This is a genomic window from Exiguobacterium qingdaonense (genome assembly GCF_018617855.1).
Classification (GTDB): domain Bacteria; phylum Bacillota; class Bacilli; order Exiguobacteriales; family Exiguobacteriaceae; genus Exiguobacterium; species Exiguobacterium qingdaonense.
Genome location: NZ_JACSKY010000003.1, coordinates 221,712 through 243,997 on the forward strand (window position 1 = coordinate 221,712; position 22,286 = coordinate 243,997).

The 22,286-nt window shown below is 47.9% G+C and carries 22 protein-coding genes; 19 read left to right on the plus strand and 3 right to left on the minus strand.

Going from position 1 to position 22,286, the window contains the following annotated elements; translation table 11 throughout:
* Nucleotides 1-21: 21 nt before the first annotated feature.
* Nucleotides 22-798 (minus strand): alpha/beta hydrolase, encoded by a 777-nt coding sequence (locus tag KNP00_RS06045; RefSeq protein WP_215143224.1) that lies wholly within the window; start codon nucleotides 796-798, stop codon nucleotides 22-24.
* A 132-nt stretch (nucleotides 799-930) separates the two neighbouring features.
* Between KNP00_RS06045 and glyA the strand changes: the two genes are divergently transcribed.
* From glyA to mreB, 18 genes are all read left to right on the plus strand, one after another.
* Complete coding sequence (gene glyA, locus KNP00_RS06050) at nucleotides 931-2,184, plus strand: serine hydroxymethyltransferase (RefSeq protein WP_215143226.1); 1,254 nt, start codon at nucleotides 931-933, stop codon at nucleotides 2,182-2,184.
* A 4-nt stretch (nucleotides 2,185-2,188) separates the two neighbouring features.
* On the plus strand, nucleotides 2,189-3,136 hold the full coding sequence (locus tag KNP00_RS06055; RefSeq protein ID WP_215143230.1) for a hypothetical protein: 948 nt from the start codon (nucleotides 2,189-2,191) through the stop codon (nucleotides 3,134-3,136).
* A gap of 169 nt (nucleotides 3,137-3,305) precedes the next feature.
* Entirely contained in the window at nucleotides 3,306-4,520 is a 1,215-nt protein-coding gene (locus tag KNP00_RS06060) for a hypothetical protein (RefSeq protein ID WP_215143232.1), read from the plus strand.
* 96 nt (nucleotides 4,521-4,616) lie between these two features.
* Nucleotides 4,617-5,246, plus strand: a complete 630-nt coding sequence (gene upp, locus KNP00_RS06065; protein WP_215143234.1) for a uracil phosphoribosyltransferase — start codon at nucleotides 4,617-4,619, stop codon at nucleotides 5,244-5,246.
* A gap of 638 nt (nucleotides 5,247-5,884) precedes the next feature.
* Nucleotides 5,885-6,112, plus strand: a complete 228-nt coding sequence (locus KNP00_RS06070; protein ID WP_215143237.1) for a hypothetical protein — start codon at nucleotides 5,885-5,887, stop codon at nucleotides 6,110-6,112.
* The gene (locus tag KNP00_RS06075; protein ID WP_215143239.1) at nucleotides 6,109-6,516 is read left to right on the plus strand and encodes an ATP synthase subunit I; all 408 of its coding nucleotides are present in this window, start codon (nucleotides 6,109-6,111) and stop codon (nucleotides 6,514-6,516) included. Before KNP00_RS06070 ends, KNP00_RS06075 begins: the two co-directional genes overlap by 4 nt.
* On the plus strand, nucleotides 6,516-7,253 hold the full coding sequence (gene atpB / locus KNP00_RS06080; protein ID WP_215143241.1) for a F0F1 ATP synthase subunit A: 738 nt from the start codon (nucleotides 6,516-6,518) through the stop codon (nucleotides 7,251-7,253). The genes KNP00_RS06075 and atpB overlap by 1 nt, the downstream gene beginning before the upstream one ends.
* 65 nt (nucleotides 7,254-7,318) lie before the next feature.
* On the plus strand, nucleotides 7,319-7,540 hold the full coding sequence (gene atpE / locus KNP00_RS06085; RefSeq protein ID WP_214694520.1) for a F0F1 ATP synthase subunit C: 222 nt from the start codon (nucleotides 7,319-7,321) through the stop codon (nucleotides 7,538-7,540).
* Nucleotides 7,541-7,611: 71 nt separating this feature from the next.
* A complete protein-coding gene (gene atpF, locus KNP00_RS06090) occupies nucleotides 7,612-8,139 on the plus strand; it encodes a F0F1 ATP synthase subunit B (RefSeq protein WP_215143243.1) in 528 nt (175 codons plus the stop codon).
* Nucleotides 8,139-8,672: a F0F1 ATP synthase subunit delta gene (locus KNP00_RS06095; RefSeq protein WP_215143245.1), complete on the plus strand. Its 534-nt coding sequence runs from the start codon at nucleotides 8,139-8,141 to the stop codon at nucleotides 8,670-8,672. The genes atpF and KNP00_RS06095 overlap by 1 nt, the downstream gene beginning before the upstream one ends.
* Before the next feature lie 18 nt (nucleotides 8,673-8,690).
* On the plus strand, nucleotides 8,691-10,199 hold the full coding sequence (gene atpA / locus KNP00_RS06100; RefSeq protein WP_215143247.1) for a F0F1 ATP synthase subunit alpha: 1,509 nt from the start codon (nucleotides 8,691-8,693) through the stop codon (nucleotides 10,197-10,199).
* 36 nt (nucleotides 10,200-10,235) lie between these two features.
* Nucleotides 10,236-11,093: an ATP synthase F1 subunit gamma gene (gene atpG, locus KNP00_RS06105; protein WP_215143249.1), complete on the plus strand. Its 858-nt coding sequence runs from the start codon at nucleotides 10,236-10,238 to the stop codon at nucleotides 11,091-11,093.
* Between the two features lie 34 nt (nucleotides 11,094-11,127).
* The gene (atpD, locus tag KNP00_RS06110) at nucleotides 11,128-12,546 is read left to right on the plus strand and encodes a F0F1 ATP synthase subunit beta (RefSeq protein WP_074035892.1); all 1,419 of its coding nucleotides are present in this window, start codon (nucleotides 11,128-11,130) and stop codon (nucleotides 12,544-12,546) included.
* Nucleotides 12,547-12,574: 28 nt separating this feature from the next.
* Nucleotides 12,575-12,985, plus strand: coding sequence for a F0F1 ATP synthase subunit epsilon (locus tag KNP00_RS06115; RefSeq protein WP_012727354.1), 411 nt, complete (start codon nucleotides 12,575-12,577; stop codon nucleotides 12,983-12,985).
* Nucleotides 12,986-13,134: 149 nt separating this feature from the next.
* Nucleotides 13,135-14,325, plus strand: a complete 1,191-nt coding sequence (locus KNP00_RS06120) for an EAL and HDOD domain-containing protein (RefSeq protein WP_215143251.1) — start codon at nucleotides 13,135-13,137, stop codon at nucleotides 14,323-14,325.
* Nucleotides 14,326-14,525: 200 nt separating this feature from the next.
* Nucleotides 14,526-14,744 carry a DUF1146 family protein gene (locus KNP00_RS06125; RefSeq protein ID WP_215143253.1) on the plus strand — a complete coding sequence of 73 codons (219 nt, stop codon included), beginning with the start codon at nucleotides 14,526-14,528 and terminating at the stop codon, nucleotides 14,742-14,744.
* 238 nt (nucleotides 14,745-14,982) lie between these two features.
* Nucleotides 14,983-16,284 carry a UDP-N-acetylglucosamine 1-carboxyvinyltransferase gene (murA, locus tag KNP00_RS06130; protein ID WP_215143255.1) on the plus strand — a complete coding sequence of 434 codons (1,302 nt, stop codon included), beginning with the start codon at nucleotides 14,983-14,985 and terminating at the stop codon, nucleotides 16,282-16,284.
* An 81-nt stretch (nucleotides 16,285-16,365) separates the two neighbouring features.
* On the plus strand, nucleotides 16,366-17,352 hold the full coding sequence (gene mreB / locus KNP00_RS06135; protein ID WP_215143257.1) for a rod shape-determining protein: 987 nt from the start codon (nucleotides 16,366-16,368) through the stop codon (nucleotides 17,350-17,352).
* Between the two features lie 215 nt (nucleotides 17,353-17,567).
* On the opposite strand, the gene KNP00_RS06140 is transcribed toward mreB, so the two are convergent.
* Entirely contained in the window at nucleotides 17,568-18,347 is a 780-nt protein-coding gene (locus KNP00_RS06140) for a response regulator (protein ID WP_215143259.1), read from the minus strand.
* On the minus strand, nucleotides 18,328-20,106 hold the full coding sequence (locus KNP00_RS06145) for a sensor histidine kinase (protein ID WP_215143262.1): 1,779 nt from the start codon (nucleotides 20,104-20,106) through the stop codon (nucleotides 18,328-18,330). Before KNP00_RS06145 ends, KNP00_RS06140 begins: the two co-directional genes overlap by 20 nt.
* Before the next feature lie 186 nt (nucleotides 20,107-20,292).
* Here KNP00_RS06145 and KNP00_RS06150 point away from each other — a divergent pair, with 186 nt between their 5' ends.
* The gene (locus KNP00_RS06150) at nucleotides 20,293-22,248 is read left to right on the plus strand and encodes a sensor histidine kinase (protein ID WP_215143264.1); all 1,956 of its coding nucleotides are present in this window, start codon (nucleotides 20,293-20,295) and stop codon (nucleotides 22,246-22,248) included.
* The last annotated feature ends 38 nt before the right edge of the window (nucleotides 22,249-22,286 follow it).

Here is a 22,286-nt window from a genome sequence, read left to right on the forward strand (position 1 = left end):
TTTTCATTCAGATTGCATATCTTAACTAAACAAATACGATACAACCATCGGGAAGCGTTCACGCCAGGCGAGTTCGTTATGAAGCCCATCCTCGATGATTTCGAAACGGGTCTGTTCGACCTTCTCTTTCAACAGTTCATACACGCGTTCGCTTGACTCGATATACAGCTCGCTCGTCGGACCGGTTTTCGTCGGTTCTTCCACTTCCTTCGTGCCGACATCCAAGTATAATCGTTCGATCCCGTTTAAGTCGTTCGCTTGAATGAATCGCTCGAGTTCTGTTTGGTTGAACCAAAATGCAGAAGAGAGCGCGGCCACTCGTTTGAATACGGTTGGGTAAACGCAGGCCGCATAAGTTGAGATAAGTCCCCCCATCGAACTGCCCATCATTGCCGTTTCATCCGGAATAGTCCGATAATCGGCATCGATTTGTGGCTTTAATTCTTGAGCGATGTATTCAATATAAGCCGAACCTTCACCACCGAGAGACAGATCGCGTCCGAGCCAGCTCTCTCCGATATACGGGTTCTCCCACGGTCCATATTCATCCAAACGCTTGTATTCAGGAGCACAGTCAATCGCCACGACAATCAAATCACGCTTCGAGGCATCTAAGTATTCACCGACGCGCCAACTCATCTTGTAGCTCGCGTCCTCGTCGTCGAAGCAATTTTGACCATCATGCATGTAGAGGACTGGATAGCGCTTCCCTGACGTCTCATAGTCTGCAGGTGTGTAAATTCGGATCGTCCTATTGCGTTCGAACGGTGTAATCGTAATATCTTTTGTCTCAATCATAAGTATCCTCCTCACAGTCGAATTCTTCTTAATCATACCCGACTTTTCACCAGATTATAGCGATACCCAAAAAAACGAGCGTGTGGTACGATGGGGGTGTTGATTTTTAGACATTTAGAGGGGGTCTTCCACATGGTAAACACGACGAAGTTGAAAGTGCAGGATGCGGAATTGTTTGAGGCGATGCAGCACGAGCTCGGTCGTCAGCGCGACAATATCGAGCTTATCGCGTCAGAGAACTTTGTTTCAGAGGCGGTCATGGAAACGCAAGGTGGCGTGTTGACGAACAAGTACGCTGAAGGATATCCGGGACGCCGTTACTACGGTGGCTGTGAATTTGTCGACGTCGCTGAAAACTTGGCGCGCGATCGTGCGAAAGCGTTGTTCGGTGCAGAACATGCGAACGTACAACCGCACTCAGGTGCCCAGGCGAACATGGCGGTGTACTTCACGGTGCTCGAGGCAGGAGATACGGTACTCGGGATGAACCTATCTCATGGTGGTCACTTGACACACGGTAGTCCGGTCAACTTCTCGGGTGTGCAATATAATTTCGTCGAATACGGTGTGGACAAAGAGACAGAACGCATCGATTATGACGTCATCGCAGCGCTCGCAAAAGAGCATAAACCGAAAATGATTGTCGCAGGGGCTTCAGCATATCCGCGTACAATCGATTTTGCGAAGTTCCGTGAAATCGCGGATAGTGTCGATGCGTACCTCATGGTCGATATGGCGCACATTGCCGGACTCGTGGCAGCAGGTCTGCATCCGAATCCTGTCGAGCATGCGCATTTCGTCACGACAACGACGCACAAGACGCTTCGTGGACCACGTGGTGGGATGATTCTTTGTAAAGAAGAGTTCGCCAAAGCAATCGACAAGTCAATCTTCCCAGGTATTCAAGGTGGACCGCTCATGCACGTCATCGCAGCGAAGGCGGTCGCATTTGGCGAGGCGCTCCAACCTGAATTCAAGGACTATCAGCGTCAAGTCATCGCCAATGCGCAAGCACTTGCGGCAGGTCTTGAAGAAGAGGGGCTCCGAATCGTCTCGGGCGGAACGGACAACCACCTTTTGCTCGTCGATCTTCAAGGCATCGACATCACAGGAAAAACGGCCGAGCATGCACTTGATGAAGCAGGAATCACGGTCAATAAAAATACGATTCCGTTCGACCCGGCTTCACCGTTCGTCACAAGCGGGATTCGTCTTGGGACGGCTGCGATGACGACGCGAGGGTTCAAAGAAACGGATATGAAAGAAGTGGCACGTCTCATCGGTCGTGTGCTCAAACATCATGAAGACGAGGCGGTACTCGCAGAGGCACTTCAAGACGTACGAACGTTAACTGCGAAATTCCCGCTTTACCCTGAACGAGGCTGAGTCGATGGATATCCGGACACTAGCAGAACGAGAGCTATCTGAACTTCCATTGATTGATATGACGGAATGGTTGGCTCGTAAAGGGGAACACGACCCGTCTTTCCGTCTTGTCGCCAGTGAGTTCGAGGTCATCACGACGCTACTTGATCATGGCTATTACGAAGAAGCGAGCGAGCGCATCGTGCCGCTCCTCGGGATGAAAGTGCCTGCTGCTTTCCATCGATTGGGTCTTGCGCTAGAAGTGAAGGCGAACGGTAAAAAAGCGGCCAAGCGCCGCTTTCGTTCGTTCTCATCGGTCGTCATCCAACATGCAGATTTAGCTGAATGGAGACGTGCGTTCAAGTTTGATAAAAAATGGTTAGGGCTACCACTCGTCGTCGGGCTCGCTGCCACTGCACTCATGTTTTGGCCAGATGCTGAACCGCCGATTGCTCCACTGAATGAGGCAGACCAAGTCGTCGTTGAGACGGTGACCGAGGAAGAGGCGCTAGCGGAGCGCCTTGAAGAACTCGAGGCAGAAGTCGCTCGTCTAGAAGAAGAAAATGAGAAACTTCAAGATTCGGATGAACAGAAACCCGAGGAATCGACTGAAGAAGCGCCGGGCACATCAACGGATGTCGTACCGCTCACCGAGGTCGAAGCGCTCGTTCAAGACAAACAGTACGAAGAGGCCGATCGCCTTCTTAAAGGAGAAGCAAAAGCTGGGCAGGAACAAGCGGTTGGGTTTTATCGTCTTCTTGTCGACAATAAGTTAGGAAAAGCGGAAATCTCTGATTACGCGAACTATATCGAATCTTATCCCGAATCCGGTTACAAGGCAGATGTCCTTTGGATGAAAGGGATTGCCGAGAAAAAAGCGAATGACCCGACCTATCGTGAGACGTTGACGACCGTGTCACAAATGGAAGGGACGTATTGGGCACCGATTGCGAAGTCTGTGCTCGAGGAATAAGGTGCTGCGTGAGCAGCGCCTTTTTTTTGGTCATCGCCCGGCGATGACGGGTCCACTTGAGTGAAGAAACGTAATATTCCTGAAATCATCACAAAAATAGGTTATATGTTATGATGTACAAGAAAAAATTAGGTGCTTTCCACCTAATTGGGAATGAGGAGGGACATCAATGCGTACGTATTGGGGGATCTTACTCAGTTGTGTCTTGTTGAGTGGATGTGGTGCCGAGACGTTGAACGCGATTGAATTACGTCCTTTGTCTTCCTATCGAGTCGAGCAAGATCCTGAGGTCATGTTAACGGAGAAAACGAAGCAACAACTACTTACATACTGCGAACGGCGTTCAGTCGACATTTTGCCAGAACGGAGAGCGAAGGTGGCGGAAGTGACGTTCCATCATCCGCTCTACGAAGTACTCGGTTCTAAAAAGGTGAAGTATTTTTCGGCGGGGGATGAACGTTACATCACCTGTGTGAACAGCAATCAACTGCTAGAGCGGACCTTTGCCGTGAAGCCGATTCAAGAATTCGAAGCGCTTGACAAAAACCGCTTCGAAGAGGCAGAAGTTGTCTCGACAATGGAGTTCGAGCGCGTCGACGACCTTGAACAGATTGCCGATGCGTTCAACTTGAATGATACGCATGAGGAAGTGATGTCCGATTCGGCTTTCCGATATACGACACCGGATACGGGGGCAATGTATGTGACATTTGAAACGATTCGAAGCGGACGTACGCTTGATCCGATTATCGAACCGAAATTGTTTCCTTTTGAAAGTGGGAGGAATGAGGGGTATGTCTTTTTGACGAAACGAGCCGATAATCGTCTCGCCCTTCGGATCGGAGGGGAACCGTCACTGAAGCAACTTGTCCTTCCGAGCATGTATGAAGCTTCTTATATGAGAGTCGATACAAAAGAAGAACAGCTCTCACTAAAGGGAGACCACCGCGAACTCATGAAACGGATTATCTTATCAGACCGACCGATCGAAGGGGAAGTGGCCGAGCAGACGTCCTTGTCGTTATCGAAAACGTATGGGACCGTCCTTGAGATTTGGGGTCACGTCCGTCGTCCCGTCTTAAATAAAATGTCGGCGCGACCGTCTGGAATTGAGACGCGGTTAGCCGTTTTTGAATCGGACCAAGGTACTACCTGGTTGGATGGACCAAAAACTCAGGAATTGTTTGATGCCTTGTCTCACATTCAACTGCGAGAAAAACCGACTGCAGCCGTTCATGCGGGCGAGTTGCATCTATATGAAGAATTGACTGAACAATCGTTCGATGTATGGACTACGAAAACGGAAATGTATGTAGTTGATCAAAAAACTTCTCAACCGTATGTACTCCCGGAAAATGACTATTTTCAAGCCCGTCAACCGTAATGGCGTCTGACCTTTGAAAAAAAGAAGTTGGCTCTACCCATCTCAACAGAGTTAGGGTACAATGCTCGAGAGAGAATGAGAGAGGAGTGAAGCAAGATGGGAAAAGTACATGTTTATGACCATCCTTTGATTCAGCACAAAATGACGATTATGCGTAAAGTAGAGACAGGGACGAAGCAGTTCCGTGAACTCGTCGATGAAGTTTCTTCGCTTATGGCATACGAAATCACGCGCAGCCTACCATTGACAGACGTAGAGATTGAGACGCCGGTCTCTGTCTCGACCCAAAAGATGATTGCCGGCAAAAAGCTTGGAATCGTCCCGATTTTACGGGCAGGACTTGGAATGGTAGATGGATTCCTCAAAATGATGCCAAACGTGAAAGTCGGTCATATCGGTCTCTATCGTGATCCAGAAACGCTTGAGCCGCATGAGTATTACTTAAAGCTTCCGACAGACGTCACAGAACGCGATTTTATCGTTGTCGATCCGATGCTCGCGACGGGCGGGTCGGCTGCCGATGCAATTGCTGCTTTGAAAAAGCATGGTGCGAAGTCAATTAAATTGGCATGCCTTTGCGCGGCACCTGAAGGCGTAGAACGTGTACAAGCAGAACATCCGGATGTAGAGATTTATCTCGCTGCACTCGATGAGAAATTAAATAGTCACGGTTATATCGTTCCTGGACTTGGGGACGCAGGCGACCGTTTATTTGGAACGAAATGATGGTGAGACGAGAAACGCATATGCGATTCTCGTTTTTTTATTGTGTATGAATCGAATCCGTTTTTGTCACACAATAGACACAAAATTAGAGAGACATGATACGGATTCAAGTGATTTTTTCCGTGTTACTACATATTTAATAGGAGTTAGACATTTTAAGGTGCCAGAAAGATGGATTATACATTCATATATCAATATGAGATTCCTCACAAAAAAATGGGCGAAATCACTCGACATTGTAAAAACATCCTCGGTATACTGAGACAGGATGTTGAAAACGATTTCAAAATCTGTTTCGTAACTCTTTGTGAACGTAAACGCTTACGGATTGAATTTTCCAAAACGTGGGGGTATAACTGAACTATTCTTCATCTGATTCCTTTTGTGAAATGTTATAAAGTCAACATTTTTATTTCAACGTTTCTTCACACTTACTTCGAAAAGTGCAGTAAACAATTAGTTTATAAAGTGGGTAAAACTATTGATATGACTTGATTTAAAGCGCTTTTATAATTGTGAAATTCATTGACTTCTTATGCCATTTCCATTACTCTGAACTTGTGTGACTTTTGATGGTCATGCGAGTGTGAATTACTGAAGAATAGAGAAACGCATTGATGTATGAGAGGGGGACAAGGATGGCGAAAAAAGACAATCGTTACCTATCCTACGCCTCACTCGCTTCACAAATCTCCACTGCACTCGCTGGACCGATCATCATCGGTTATTTCGTCGGCCAATACGGCGAAAGACGTGAATTTTGGGGCACGTTTGGTTGGAATGTGTCGATTATCCTTGGACTTGTATTTGGGATAACGGCGCTAGTTCTCACCCTTCGGAGTTTATTGACAGGAGAGGACGAATGAATACGATTCAAGCAGACAGAAAAGCACAAAAAGAGTTGATGAAGCGTTACACAAAATGGTTTACCGTTTGGTTTGCGATTTTGCTAGCAGGTGCCTTCATCGTCCCGGTGTATAAAGCCGTATTTCTCGGGTTGTTCATCGGTGGGGTCGGAAGTCTCATCATCCTACATATGCAAAATCGAAGCGTCATTCGCATGTATGACGTCATCGAGCATGGACGACGACCAAAGTCGCACGGAACCGTTTCAAGAATGGCGGTTGGTGCGTTAGCAGTGATAGTCGGTCTTTTCTATGAAGATCGAGTATCCGTCATCGCGGTGGTAACTGGTCTAATCGCCGGCCACATTATACAATTTGGCGAGTTTACACTTGCCCAGCTCAGCAGGAAAAGAGGTGAATATTAATGGGTCATGAGTTTCCCACATATTCTCTGAACTTTGGGGACTATACGCTATACGGGAGCTGGACGAACGTCATTACAGTGCTAGTTGCAGCGTTACTCGTCTTCACATTCGCCATCTGGGGAACAAGACGTTTGGCTATGAAGCCGACTGGCAAGCAAAACTTCATGGAATATTTCGCGGAGTTTGTTCGTGGAATCATCGCAAGTGCGATGGACTGGAAGACAGGGGGACGCTTTATCGGATTTGGGATGACGTTGATTTTGTTCATTCTTTTCTCAAACTTGATGGGTCTACCGTTTAACGTCATTTCCGGACACTACCTGTGGTTCAACTCACCGACGGCCGATCCTTACGTAACATTGGCGTTGTCGACACTCGTCGTTGCAATGTCGCACTATTATGGGGTGAAGCTACACGGATTGAAACACTACTCGACGGATTTCGTGAAACCAGTCTGGTTCTTGCTTCCGATCAAGTTGATCGAGGAGTTTGCGAACACGTTGACGCTCGGTTTGCGTCTATACGGTAACATCTTTGCCGGTGAAATCATGATTACCATCATCTTGGGACTCGCGATTACAGCCGAAGGCGCGCTCAACCCGCTCGGTGCAATCTTTGCGGTTCTCCCAATGATTCTATGGCAAGGTTTCTCAATCTTTATCGGGGTTATCCAATCCTACATTTTCCTGACGCTTGCAATGGTGTACATCGGACATAAAGCTTCGGCCGAACATTGATTCGGACATCTCGCCAAAGCGTTACAAACAAATTATTTACTTAACATTTAGGAGGAATATACACAATGGAACAACTCAATCTTCTCGCAACAGCAATTGTTATCGGTCTTGGAGCACTCGCAGCTGGTATCGGTAACGGTTTGATCGTATACGGAACAGTACAAGGGCAAGCACGTCAACCAGAACTTAAAAACGAACTTCGTCAAACGATGTTCATCGGTATCGGTTTGGTTGAGGCCCTCCCGATCATCGGTGTGGCTGTCGGTTTCCTTCTCCTCAACTCTTGATTTCGAGTTAACGAGAATAGCGTAAGAGGGAGCATGTCTCCCTCACTTATTTAGTCAAGAGGAGGGTATGCATGGATACGATGATGATTGCAGCTGGTGCTGGCGGCGAAGGCCTCCGCATTCTGGATATGATCTTTACAATTTTCACATTCCTCGTACTCTTGGCCCTGTTGAAGAAATTTGCTTGGGGACCACTCCTTGGAATGATGAGACAGCGTGAAGAGTATGTAGCGAACGAAATTGAACTCGCTGAAAAGAGCCGCAAAGATGCGGAGAATTATGTTGTTGAACAACGTGACGCTCTCAGTGCGGCACGTACAGAATCAAAAGAAATGCTCGATGCAAGCCGTCGACAAGCAGAAGCAGAACAAGCACGCTTGGTGGAGCAGGCGCGTTTGGAAGCGGATCAAATTAAAAACGAGGCAGAGAAGGCGATTGAGCGTGAGCGCGACCTTGCGAAACAATCACTTCAAACCGAAGTCGTCACACAGGCGCTCTCGGCAGCACGCCACGTCCTTCAATCCGACCTTAAAGGTGATGAAGCGAAACAACGTGCCCTCGTCACAGACTTCCTGTCTAAAGCGAAAGGTGCGAACTGATGAACGCATCATTAGCGAAACGCTACGCCAAAGCACTCTTCGACTTAGCGCGGGAACAAGGCACGCTCGACCAAGTCGAAGCGGAAGTGCGTCTGCTCGATGAAGTGCTCCACGCGACTCCTGAACTCATGGATCTCTTAACGAATCCGGCGGTCAGTGACAGCGAGCTTGCACAGCTTTTAAAAGACAGCTTTGGTGATATGACGGCGATTGTCGTGAACACACTTCTTGTCATGGTCGAAAATGACCGTGCGACGGAAGTTCGTGCATTGCCACGTTATGTCCGCGAATATATCAACGACTATCGCGGGATTGCAGAGGGTGTTGTCACAAGCGCCTACCCGTTATCGGCAACAGACTTGAAAGACGTCGAACTCGTCTTCGGTGAGAAGCTCGGGAAGACGCTCCAATTGCAGAACGTCGTCGATGAAGAAGTCATCGGTGGACTGCGTGTCCAAGTCGGATACACGACGTACGATGATACGATCGAAACGAAATTGACACGCCTCGAGCGTGAATTGTTGAATGCGTAAGAAATAGGGGTGAATTCAATGACAATCAAAGCTGAAGAAATTAGCGCCCTGCTAAAAGAACGAATCGCTTCGTACGGTTCTGAAATCGAGGTCAGCGAAACAGGTACAGTCATTCAAGTAGGTGACGGTATCGCTCGTGCACACGGACTCGATAACGTTATGGCGGGGGAGCTCGTAGAGTTCTCTAACGGCGTAATGGGCTTGGCGCAAAACTTAGAAGAAGGTAACGTCGGGATTATCATCCTTGGCGATTACAAAGGCATCAAAGAAGGCGACTCTGTCAAACGTACAGGTCGCATCATGGAAGTTCCAGTCGGTGAGGCACTCCTCGGACGTGTCGTCAACCCGCTCGGACAACCAATCGATGGTCAAGGACCAATCGTAACTGACACGTATAACCCGATCGAGCGTAAAGCTTACGGTGTTATGGCGCGTAAATCAGTTCATGAACCACTTCAAACAGGAATTAAGGCGATTGATGCCCTCGTTCCAATCGGTCGTGGTCAACGTGAGCTCATCATCGGTGACCGTCAAACAGGTAAGACGTCGGTTGCGATTGATGCAATCATCAACCAAAAAGAAGAGAACATGATTTGTATCTACGTTGCAATCGGTCAGAAAGAATCGACTGTACGTGGTGTTGTAGAGACGCTTCGTCAAAACGGTGCGCTCGACTATACAATCATTGTTTCGGCATCGGCGTCACAGCCGGCACCACTTCTTTACCTTGCGCCATTTGCAGGGGTATCGATGGGTGAGTACTTCATGGACCGTGGACAACACGTCCTCGTCGTATATGATGATCTCTCGAAACAAGCGGCAGCTTACCGTGAGCTCTCGCTCCTTCTCCGTCGTCCTCCAGGCCGCGAAGCCTACCCAGGGGATGTCTTCTACCTCCACTCACGCCTTCTTGAGCGTGCGGCGAAGTTGAATGACGAACTCGGCGGCGGTTCATTGACTGCACTTCCGTTCATCGAGACACAAGCATCGGATATTTCGGCATATATCCCAACAAACGTTATCTCGATCACAGACGGTCAAATCTTCCTTCAATCAGACCTCTTCTTCTCTGGGGTACGTCCAGCGATCAACGCCGGTCTCTCGGTATCGCGTGTTGGTGGTTCGGCCCAGGTGAAAGCGATGAAGAAAGTTGCCGGTACACTTCGTCTTGATCTCGCGTCATACCGTGAGCTCGAAGCGTTCGCTCAGTTCGGGTCAGACCTCGACAAAGCGACACAATCGAAGTTGAACCGTGGTCAGCGTACGGTTGAAGTCTTGAAACAAGACTTGAACGCACCGCTCTCTGTCGACAAGCAAGTCATCATCATCTACGCTCTCACGAAAGGTCATCTCGATGACATCCCAGTCACAGACATTCGTCGTTTCGAAACAGAAATGAACGCATGGCTCGACCAAAACCGTAAAGACCTCTGCCGTGAAATCCGTCAGACAGGAAATCTTCCTTCAGACGAAGCAATGGTCGACGCAATTACGGAATTCAAAAAGACGTTCTCGCCATCGGTTTAATCCGGTGACGAGCGTCTATTAAGGTGGTGAATCGAAATGGCATCATTACGTGAGATCCAGATGCGGATCACCTCGACCCAAAGCACGAAGCAAATCACGAAAGCGATGAACATGGTGTCGGCATCGAAGTTGAACCGGGCTCAAGGGAACAACGCCAACTTCAAGCCGTACATGGACAAGTTACAAGAAGTCATCTCGTCGATTGCCGGTGGTACATCAGGCGCGACACACCCGATGCTTCAAGTACGTCCCGTCAAACGGACTGGTTATATCGTCATCACGTCAGACCGTGGGCTCGCCGGTGGATATAACGCCAGCGTCTTGCGGGACGTGTACCGTGAACTCAAAGATAAACACACATCAACAGATGAGTATCGTCTTTACGTGATCGGAAAAGTCGGCGTCCAGTTCTTCAAGTCACGCAACATTCCGGTGTATAGCGCGATGACAGGGCTAAACGACCAACCAACTTTCGTTGAAGTCGCAGAGATCGTCAAGCAGACGGTAGGTGCCTTCAGCGAGAGCGAGATTGATGAATTGAAGCTTTGCTACAACTCGTTCATCTCGGTCATCAGCCAAGAAGTGAAGATTCAACAATTGCTCCCGCTTGGGAATATCGAACAGTCCGCATCCAATGTGATGTATGAATACGAACCAGAAGAAGAAACGATCTTAGCGGCGCTCCTCCCGCGTTATGCGGAAGGACTCATCTATGGCGCCTTGCTCGATGCGAAAGTATCAGAGCATGCAGCCCGGATGACGGCGATGTCGAGTGCGACGGATAATGCGGATGAACTCATTCGCGGACTCAAACTCAAGTTCAACCGCGCGCGTCAAGCAGCGATCACACAAGAAATCACAGAGATTGTCGGAGGTGCGTCGGCGCTTGAATAAGCGCACGCCCTCTAGATTGTAGGAGGCTAACACGATGAACGAATACGGCATGAAAGGCCGCGTAGTCGCAGTCATGGGCCCAGTTATCGACGTTAAATTCGACAACCACTTACCGAACATCTACAACGCTCTCAAAGTCACACACGTGGCAGCGACAGCAGATGATGTTAGTGTCGATTTGACGCTCGAAGTAGCTGTTCACCTTGGTGACGACACGGTCCGTACGATTGCGATGGACTCAACTGACGGCGTTCGCCGCGGTATGGAAGTACTTGACTTAGGTTCACCGATTTCGGTACCAGTTGGAGAGATGACACTTGGACGTGTCTTCAACGTTCTCGGTAACCCAATCGATGATAAAGAAGTGGCAGCTGACGTGCTTCGTGCACCGATTCACCGTCAAGCGCCAACATTTGACGAATTGTCAACGAAAGTTGAAATCCTTGAAACAGGGATTAAAGTCGTCGACCTTCTCGCACCATACATCAAAGGCGGTAAAATCGGTCTCTTCGGTGGTGCCGGTGTAGGGAAAACCGTCCTCATCCAGGAACTCATCAACAACATCGCGCAAGAGCACAGCGGGATTTCTGTATTCGCAGGGGTCGGTGAGCGTACGCGTGAAGGGAATGACTTGTTCCATGAGATGACGGATTCAGGCGTTATCAAACAAACGGCGATGGTCTTCGGTCAGATGAACGAACCACCTGGCGCACGTCTCCGTGTTGCTTTGACTGGTTTGACGATGGCAGAATACTTCCGTGACGAGCAAGGACAGGACGTTCTTCTCTTCGTCGACAACATCTTCCGTTTCACACAAGCAGGTTCTGAGGTATCGGCCCTTCTCGGACGTATGCCATCGGCGGTAGGTTACCAGCCGACACTTGCGACTGAAATGGGTATGCTTCAGGAGCGAATCACATCGACTGCGAAAGGATCGGTCACATCGATTCAAGCGGTTTATGTACCAGCCGATGACTATACGGACCCGGCTCCAGCAACAACGTTCGCCCACCTTGATGCAACAACGAACCTTGAGCGTCGTCTCTCGGAGATGGGGATTTACCCAGCCGTTGACCCACTCGCATCGACATCACGTGCCCTCTCGCCTGAAATCGTAGGGAAAGAGCACTATGAAGTCGCGCGTAACGTTCAGCAGACGCTTCAGCGTTATAAAGAACTTCAAGACATCATCGCAATCCTCGGGATGGATGAGTTGTCTGAAGATGACAAGCTCACGGTTCACCGTGCACGTCGTATTCAGTTCTTCTTATCACAAAACTTCCACGTGGCTGAGCAGTTTACAGGCCAAAAAGGTTCGTACGTACCGGTCAAAGAGACAGTGCGCGGCTTCAAAGAGATCCTCGAAGGTAAACACGACGATCTTCCTGAAGATGCATTCCGTCTCGTCGGTCCAATCGAAGACGTCATCGAAAAAGCGAAGACGTTGGTCTAAGACCTACGCGGAAGGGGGAAACTAGACGATGAATACTGTTCACGTCAACGTCGTCACCCCGGATGGTGCAGCCTTTGAAGGGGACGCACGAATGGTCATCGCCAAATCGGTCACTGGTGAGCTCGGTATTTTACCGAAGCACATCCCGATGGTGACACCGCTCGACGTCTCAGTCCTCAAACTGCGCCACGAAGATGGTGGACGCACGCTGATCGCAATCAGCGGCGGTTTCATGGAAGTTCGTCCCGACACGGTGACGATCTTAGCTGAAACAGCCGAAATGGCGGATAAGATCGATTATGACCGCGCTTCTGCGGCGAAAGTTCGGGCTGAGCGTCGTCTGCAAGACACGAAACTCTCAGAACTCGAATTCCGTCGTGCGGAACTCGCGCTCAAAAAAGCGATCAACCGCTTGAGCATTCGCGATATGAAAGAATAAACAGGACTCTCACACGAAAGTGTGGGAGTTTTTTTCTGATTTCTGGAAAAATGGGTCTTTAGTCATAACACTAAATCATAGGACTAGTAGAATCTATATGGAAAAAGACCGATAATATAAGTGGGAACTACCGTAAAGGAGACTAAAGAATGAAAGTTTACGTTGCGCGACAACCGATTTTTGACCAAAAATTACGCGTTTGCGGCTACGAGTTGTTGTATCGCCGCAGCGAAAATAATTTCTTTGAGAATGTCGATGATTCGTTAGCGACGGCTGACGTAATCCATAACGCTTATCTCGTCTTTAATTTTCGAGAACTGACAGAAGGGACACGTGCATTCATCAACTTCCCTCAAACGTTGATTGAAGGAGAGGTGCCATCGTTATTGCCCCGTCAATCTCTCGTCGTCGAAGTGCTCGAGCACGTCGAGCCGACCGAGAAAGTGTTACAGTCTCTCCGCTCGTTGAGACGTCAAGGTTATACGATTGCACTTGATGACTTTGTATTTGAAGAAAAATATCGTGCCTTGATTGGACTGGCCGACATCATTAAAATCGATTATCAAGCGACGCCTGTGGAGCAACAACAGAGGCTGATTAATGCGCTTGGGCATCGGGTCGAGTTTTTAGCTGAAAAAATCGAAACACCGGCAGAATATGAGACGGCAAAGCGATTAGGATATAAAATGTTTCAAGGGTATTTCTTCAGCCGTCCGATCGTAGTTCACGGGGCAGAGGTGCATCCGTTGCGTCATACGCTCATCGAGGTGTTAAAAGAACTCGATCGTCCTGAACCTAGTTTTCGGCGCATTTCGGCGCAAATCGAACGGAGTGTCGACTTATCCTACAAGATGCTTCGCTCCGTCAATACGGTGTATCAAAAAGGGCGTCACATCATCCAATCGATTGAACAAGCCGTCGCACGAATCGGATTAGATGAATTGAAACGATGGTCGTATTTGATGCTTCTCCGGGAGATGCAAACGTCTGAATCAAAAGAACTGATCAAGCAGAGTGTCATTCGCGGGAAGATGATGGAACTCGTCGCAGAGGATACGTTAGAGGATGTGTCACCGTTTGACGCGTTCATTACCGGAATCTTCTCTTCACTTGACGTCATCTTAGATGAGACGATGCAAATATTGATCGCAGAGCTCCCAGTCGCGCCTCCTGTTAAGGCCGCATTACTTGGTGAACAGAACAGTCTGCGGATGTTACTAGAGAACGTGATCGCCTACGAACGGTTGACGATTCCGCTCGATAACACAGAATCGGATTGGTCTCAATATTACGTAGAAGCGATTCGTTGGTCTCACAGCCTTGACGAATCAAGTGAATAATGTTTGAAATATGTGAGGGGCGTCAATTAATGTAGTAAGGCCTTACTGCAGATGACGTCCCTTTTGGTGTGCTTATAGAGAAAGTGAGTTGATCGAATGGTTCAAACCGCTCGAAACTTGAGACACTGAGTCTTTTTTTCTCTAACACGACATGATATGATTGAAAATGGTACGAATTTTAGAAAAGAGGGGAATCGTTAATGGTCAATACCGTATTTTCGCTAGCGATTTATGTCATAGCGATTTACGTCGCTTGGTGGGCGCTTTTACCCGTCAAATGGGACAAGTTGCTTAATCAAGTGAGAAGTCCGCAAGCAGCAGTCTTGCGTGTGCTCGTAGCGGTCGTTTTCGGTTCGCTAATCGCCCAGTTCTTTTTGGAGTATATCCGATTGGCGCAGGCGCTCGCACCTATGCAGTAGTCGCAGAATATTTAACAAACTGTAATCCTGCTGTAACGACTCCTATATGAATATCATGTAGGATAAATTCGTCTGACATGATGCCTGTTTCATTCCATACGCATTTATTTATTTTCATTTTTTGGAATGAACGTCATCACGTTTTGCAAACCATTCTAATAATCGACATCATCACATCCGGAAGCGGATATCGACGCACTATATAAAAAAACAATGAAGTTGGAGGACAAAGAGAGATATGAAGGATTTGATTGTAGTCCGTGGAGGACGTAAATTGTCAGGTACTGTACGCGTTGAGGGAGCAAAGAACGCCGTACTCAAAACATTGGTTGCCACTCTGTTAGCTAGCGAAGGAAAGTCAATCTTGCAAAATGTACCGCGTCTTGCGGACGTATACACGATTAATAAAGTACTTCGTCACCTCGGTGCAGAGGTGTCGTTCAATGAAGAAAAGAATGAAGTAACTGTCGATGCGTCGGGCGATATCAAAGATGAAGCACCGCTTGAATATGTGCGCAAGATGCGTGCTTCGATCCTCGTCATGGGACCTCTACTTTCTCGCCTCGGTCACGCTCGCGTAGCGATGCCGGGCGGATGTTCAATCGGCTCACGCCCGATTGACCTCCACTTAAAAGGGTTCGAAGCGATGGGCGCGAAGACGGTCATCGGTAACGGATTCGTGGAAGCTTCGGTAGAAGGGCGTCTCCAAGGCGCGAAAATCTACTTGGACTTCCCATCTGTCGGTGCGACAGAGAACATTATGATGGCTGCTGTGCTTGCAGAAGGCACGACGGTCATCGAGAACGTCGCAAAAGAGCCTGAAATCGTAGACCTTGCGAACTTCTTGAACGGAATGGGCGCACACGTCCGCGGCGCAGGGACAGAAACAATCCGCATCGAAGGTGTCGAAACACTTCGTGGCGCAGAACATTCGATTATTCCAGATCGCATCGAAGCGGGTACGTTCCTCGTCGCTGGGGCGATCACGGGAAGTGACATCGAAGTCATCGGTGCAGAGCGCGAGCACCTTCGTCCATTGATCTCAAAAATGGAAGAGATGGGTGTCCATTTTGAAGATACGGCAGAAGGAATGCGCGTCACAGCTCCAGACGAGTTGAAGCCGGTTGATGTGAAGACGATGCCGCACCCAGGGTTCCCGACAGACATGCAGTCTCAAATGATGGCACTTGTCCTAAAAGCCGGTGGCACATCTGTCATCACAGAGACGGTATTTGAGAATCGCTTCATGCACGTGGAAGAATTCCGCCGCATGAACGCGGACATTAAAATTGAAGGACGTTCTGCCATCGTCAAAGGCGGCGTAGGCCTTCAAGGAGCGGAAGTCGTCGCAACGGACCTCCGTGCCGGTGCAGCACTTATTCTGGCGGGTCTCATCGCTGAAGAAGAGACACGCGTCGGTGATTTATACCATATCGACCGTGGATACGTTGACTTCCACAAGAAACTTCAAGCACTCGGTGCCGACATCGAGCGCACGGAAGGAACTGTCGAAACGTCTGAAACATTGGTTCAGAACTAAGAAACGAGCACGAATGAGAGGGCGAGGAGAGACTCTTCTCGCTCTTTTCAATGAAGAAACGAACGGAGGAACCTACACATCATGTTTTCAAAAGATATCGGGATTGATTTAGGGACAGCAAACGTTGTCATTCACGTCAAAGGGAAAGGAATCGTCTTGGACGAACCTTCTGTCGTTGCGATGAAGCGCTCTACGGGGAAAGTACTAGCAGTCGGTTCAGAAGCGTATGAGATGGTCGGTCGTACACCTGGTGATATCGTGGCGATTCGTCCTCTCCGTGACGGGGTCATCGCCGATTTCGCCACAACAGAAGAGATGCTCCGTCACTTCATCGAAAAAATTCAAGTCCGTGGCTTCTTCGGAGGGATTCGTATGTTGATTTGTACACCTGCGAACGTCACACCGGTCGAAGCGAAGGCAATTCGTGAAGCCGCCGAAAAAGCAGGCGCGAAGGAAGTCTTTCTCGCCGTCGAACCAAAAGCAGCGGCAGTCGGTTCAGGCATGGATATTTGGAAGCCGGTCGGTCATATGATCATCGATGTCGGTGGAGGGACGACGGACGTCGCCATCTTGTCGATGGGGGACATCGTCTGCGGTGAAACGATTAAAATCGCAGGGGATCGCTTCGACACGGATATTCTTCGTGCCATCAAAGAGAAGCATAAGCTCATCATTGGAGAGCGCACGGCGGAACAGATCAAGAAAGAAATCGCCACAGTCTTCCCTGGAGGACGTAACGAGTCGATGGACATTCGCGGACGTGACATGGTACGTGGATTGCCACGTACGGTGACGATCACGTCAGAAGAGCTTCGTGAAGCGATGGCTGAATCGGCCAACGAGATCGTCGAAGCAACGAAACGTGTCCTTGAACAAACACCTCCAGAACTCGCGGCGGACATCATCGACCGCGGAATCATCATGACAGGTGGAGGGTCGCTCCTTCACGGGCTTGACCAACTTGTCGCAGAACGCGTCATGCTCCCGGTCATGATGGCCGAGGAGCCGACACTTAGTGTTGCGCACGGGACGGGCGTCATGCTCGAGAACTTAGATCGATTGAAATAAAACAAGCGACCGCGCGAGCGGTCGCTTGTTTTTTGTACGTTCACTCAACGTTTTGGCCAGAGGTGCTAAGACGTTGCATCAGAGTCTTTGAAGAAACGGATCAATTAGAATCGGAGGACATTATAAACACTGACCCTCATAAAAAACGGTTAATGAAGCTCGATCGATTGAAGACAGAGTAAAGGCATCTCGCTTTAAACGTGAGATGCCTTTTATTAATGCCATGTGTAATCTTTATCTACAAACAAACGATTGTTCAATTCTGTCTTAGAAATGGAGGAGTCTTTTTCATCGAGCCAATCATAGTAGTCACATACACATGAATCGCCGAGTTCAATCGAGTAACCATTGTTGATTGTCTTTACCGTTATATCCAATTGGTGTTCAGCCAGTGTCTTTTTTAATCGATAGATGGCGTTGTAGACGTTGTGTAGGGCACGTTGAGGCTCATCGATATCTGGATACAGCATTTCAGCGAGGACCCATTTGTTGACGACTTGTTTACGATGATAAATCAAATAGGCGAATACCTCTTCTGTTTTTTGCGTAGGCCATTTGACAAGATTGCCATCTTGAGTACGAACCGAGAAACGGTCAAAACATTGGATGCGGCATGATTGATGCGCATTCTTTTGCTGGATGGACTCATAACGCTGAACGATACGCGGTATGACGCTATGAATCATCTGTTCTGTGATGGGTTTTAACAAATAGTGTGTCGCATGCAGGTTGAATGCTTCGACGGCATACTGTTGATGAGCGGTCGTAAAGACGACCTGCGTTCGTTCCGGCAAATAGGTCGCAAGCTCGAGTCCGGTCATTTCAGGCATTTCAATGTCTAAGAAAACAAGGTCGACCGGATGTTTTCGAATAAACGTGAGGGCTTGAATTGGACTTTGGAACGAACCGACCCATTCGAGGGAAGGTTCATCTTTTACGATCCGCTCCATCATCCCCAAAATATGATGTTCATCTTCAATTAAAATCGTACGCATTTACGTGCTTCGTCCTTTCTTGTTTAGGTAACCTCAAATGAATGACAGTGCCTTGTCTCAAAGTAGAAGTCAAGTCGAATGTCGCACCACATAAGTGTTCGATCCGCTTTTTAATATTATTCATCCCAATTCCTGATGAGTCAGTCGATTGATCCACATCAAATCCGCACCCCGTATCGCTCACACAAATATCAAGCATCCCGTTTTTTTCTTGAATGGAAAGTGTCAGTCGCTTTTGTCCGGGGTGTCGATACAGTCCATGTCGAACTGCGTTTTCAACGAGAGGTTGAATCAACAATGGTGGGATTGCACAATCTAAAAGTGAGTCGTCAACTTCTTTTATGACTTCAAATGAATCTTGGAACCTTGTTTGTTCGATGGCTAGATATGAGTCAATCATATCTAGCTCTTGCCGAATAGAGATCTCGTTTTCCGTTCGTCCATTTTCAAAAATAAAGCGGACATACGTACTCAAGTGACTAAGCAGACGAGCCGCTTCCGGTGGTGAGGTATAACAAAGCGCAATCACGTTCCCGAACGTGTTGTAAAGAAAATGAGGTTTGATTTGGGCATTGAAAAAAGACATCTCGTGTTGCAAAGCCAATGCCTCGACCTGCTGTTTCTTCTTTTTGTCCGTGGACAAGTGAATCGGTAACAGTAAAAACATCAATAAAAAATAAATGATTGTAAACGTATTCCCATACAATTGTTGATTCGGCGATACGATAAACGTTGACGTCATAATTCCAATATACCCGACAAGCTGGGCGAATGTGAACGTCAATAGTTCAAACGGGCTCGTCTTCTGTTTTTCAAGTATCCAGCCGATGTTCAGTCCGACCCAAAAGAATGTGATGAACAAGACAGTCATCCATACAAAATATTCGAACACATCGTATGTAGAGGGAGGGAGGAGGATGGACAAAACCGTCAACACGTAAAGCGGATATCTCGCAATAGACAGAAAACGGTCGAACGACACGTGCTCCAAGCATCTCGCAAACTGAATCAACATGATGATACTAAGTAATGCTGAACTTAACGTCAACTTATCATTACTTGAGATCCATATTCCGTCCCGAGACATGATGGATAGGCTCGTCAAAAAGAAGAGAGCCGTCCCGTAGCCATACAATCGTTCGTTTTGATGGAACAAGCAGACAATCGCATAAAAGATTGCGATGAGAATCGAGATGAGCAACATAAAAAAATCGTAGCTGAAATTAGCACTTTGAGCTGTGATGATTTCCTTCAATGGGCCGATTAAAATACTTTCTTCGATTGGTTGGAAGTTCCCTGCTTGTCGTGTATGTTGAATCGTTAAACGGAATTCAGTCGTTTCGTCATCTAATACAAGTAAAGACGGTTGCTCGGCAACACGCTTTGTTCCAATCTTTGTCGTTTCAGCCGGGGTCCCATCAATCAAAATCGTAGAGGTGGACAACGACTCAGGAAAAAGTAACGCGAATGTCCCTATTGGCAATGCGATATCAGTTTCGTATGTGGATTCTCGGTGAGGTATTGTAAATGGAACAGCTCGATAAGAACGACGGTCGACGCTAGAGACGATTCCTGACTCGTAACGCCATGACCCATCAAGGCGTAAAATCTCCTCATGAACGGAAGTAGAGAGAAGAGAAGCCTCGCCTTGATTGACTGTGACGATTGAGGCGATGGATTGGTGGCGAATCAGTAAAGTGAGGCTTCCGACAATCGACACGATAAGGATGAACAAAAATAGCATTCGATTACGAGTCATCGGCACATTCCCTTCATTTCTTGTGAGTTTCTTGTGAGGACACTACGTTACTCTCTTCAATAGGTGAATGAATTTTTGTAGTGACCCTCTATCTCATCATCGTACCCGAACTTTTTTTGCTTGAACAGAAAAAGTCATTCACCGAACGAGGTGAGGCATTCCAAGAATAAAGGAAGAAGGCATTCCATGAAACGTTGGATTGAACAGCGCATTAGTCGACAAGTCATGACGATTTTTTATATATTGATTGCTTTAGTGACGTTTACATCGATTGGGACGTACTATTACACACAACAATCGATTCAAGAAACGACTGTCCAGTTAGAGCGAATCAGCGAACAACGAGCACGTGCGACGAATCTATTCGAAACGTGGCAATCGATGCAATATGAGTTACGTGGTCATGTTTTATTAGGAGACAGTGCTCTTTTGGAGAACGTGCGAACGGCTCAAGCAGACATCGATGAACAGACGACATGGTTTGAGGCACAGGCGAATAACGAAGAGGAAACTCGGTTCGCAAACGATGCACGACTCCTCTTTTCGATATACACGTCACGCGTCATGCCGGCACTTGAACAATATGTGATCGCGAAGCAGGCGGGAGAAGTAGATGAACCTTTTCTACAAATGGGTACAGTCGGACAATTCATGCCGAAAAATGAAACGTCCGTACAAACACGATTTCAACTCAACTCAAGTAGCACAGCAGACATGAGTGCAAGCATCGTCGATATGGAGTCGGTCTTTACCGACTATCGACAGAACCTTGATTTCCAAGAAAGTGAACTACGAGACACATTGTCAAAACAGTTAGTGAAAGCGCAGTGGATGTGGCTCTTGATTTTACTCGGGGCACTCTTCATTTTGTTCATCGGATTACAACCTTATATTGTGAGACTGACGAATCAACTGCAGACGCTCATGATTAACAGTGAGCGGCTAGCGATGAACCCGAGTGCGTCTCTCATTCCGATCAAACCGTTAAAAAACGAGGTCGGACAGTTATCGGAGGCGTTCAACGAGATGGCGACCTCGCTTCGGAATCAACAAGACCAAGTCGATCTCGAACGAGAAAAGACCGCGCGAATCTTGCATACGATGCGTGACTCGGTCGTCTATACGGAGCTCGCGACGAATGAACGCTTCGCTAACAGTGCACTCTTCGACTTGTATGAACATCCGATTCCGTCGACGGAACGAGGGAGCTTATATCCGATTTCGATGTATTACCCGATGTTCATGAGTCAAATCGATGACCAGGAAGGGCTGAATCGATTCACGAGACGGGCAAAAGAAGAAGGGATATTCGACGAGACGTTCACGTATACGATGCAAAATGGTCAGAAGACGATACGGATGTATGCGGAACCGATTGACTTACAGAATGAGCGCGTCGGTGTCATTTTCGTTTCTCGTGATATTACCCAGGAAACCGAAATCAACAAAATGAAAACAGAACTCGTCGCAACAGTGTCACATGAACTGCGGACGCCGCTCACGTCGATTCTCGGTTTTTCAGAACTACTCAAAAGTCGTCAATTGGAAAACGCGAAGCGAGAACGCTATTTAGACATGATTGCGAGTGAGACGAAACGCCTTGAGCGTCTAGTGAGTGACTTGTTGGACGTTCAAAAAATGGAGGCGGGCATGGGAGTGCCAGATTTCAAAGTGGAGAGCCTATATGAACTTTTATCCGATTTGCTGGAGATTCATGCCGGTTCGACAGAACACCACTTCTTCCATTTTGACTGTGATGAGACTCTTTTCGTTGCGGGGGACCCGGCACAGTTACGACAAGTCTTCTCGAACATTTTGAACAATGCAATTAAATATTCACCAGATGGTGGAGATGTGACGGTCGATGTAACGTGTGAACAAGATACGATCCGCATCGCCATCACAGACGAAGGGCTTGGACTTTCTGATGAAGATGCAGACCGGATTTTTGATAAATTTTATCGGTCGCAATCAGAGGAGAGTCGTCAAATCGGTGGGACCGGTCTAGGTTTATCCATCTGTAAGGAAATCGTCCAATTACACGGTGGCACGATTGCCGTCCGCTCTCAAATTGGAAAAGGGACGACGATGATTGTCGAGTTACCGATGGCCCAGCCTGTAAATGAAGAAAGTTCATCCTAATTTTTGGATGAACTTTTTTTGAAAAAACGGTGAATGCT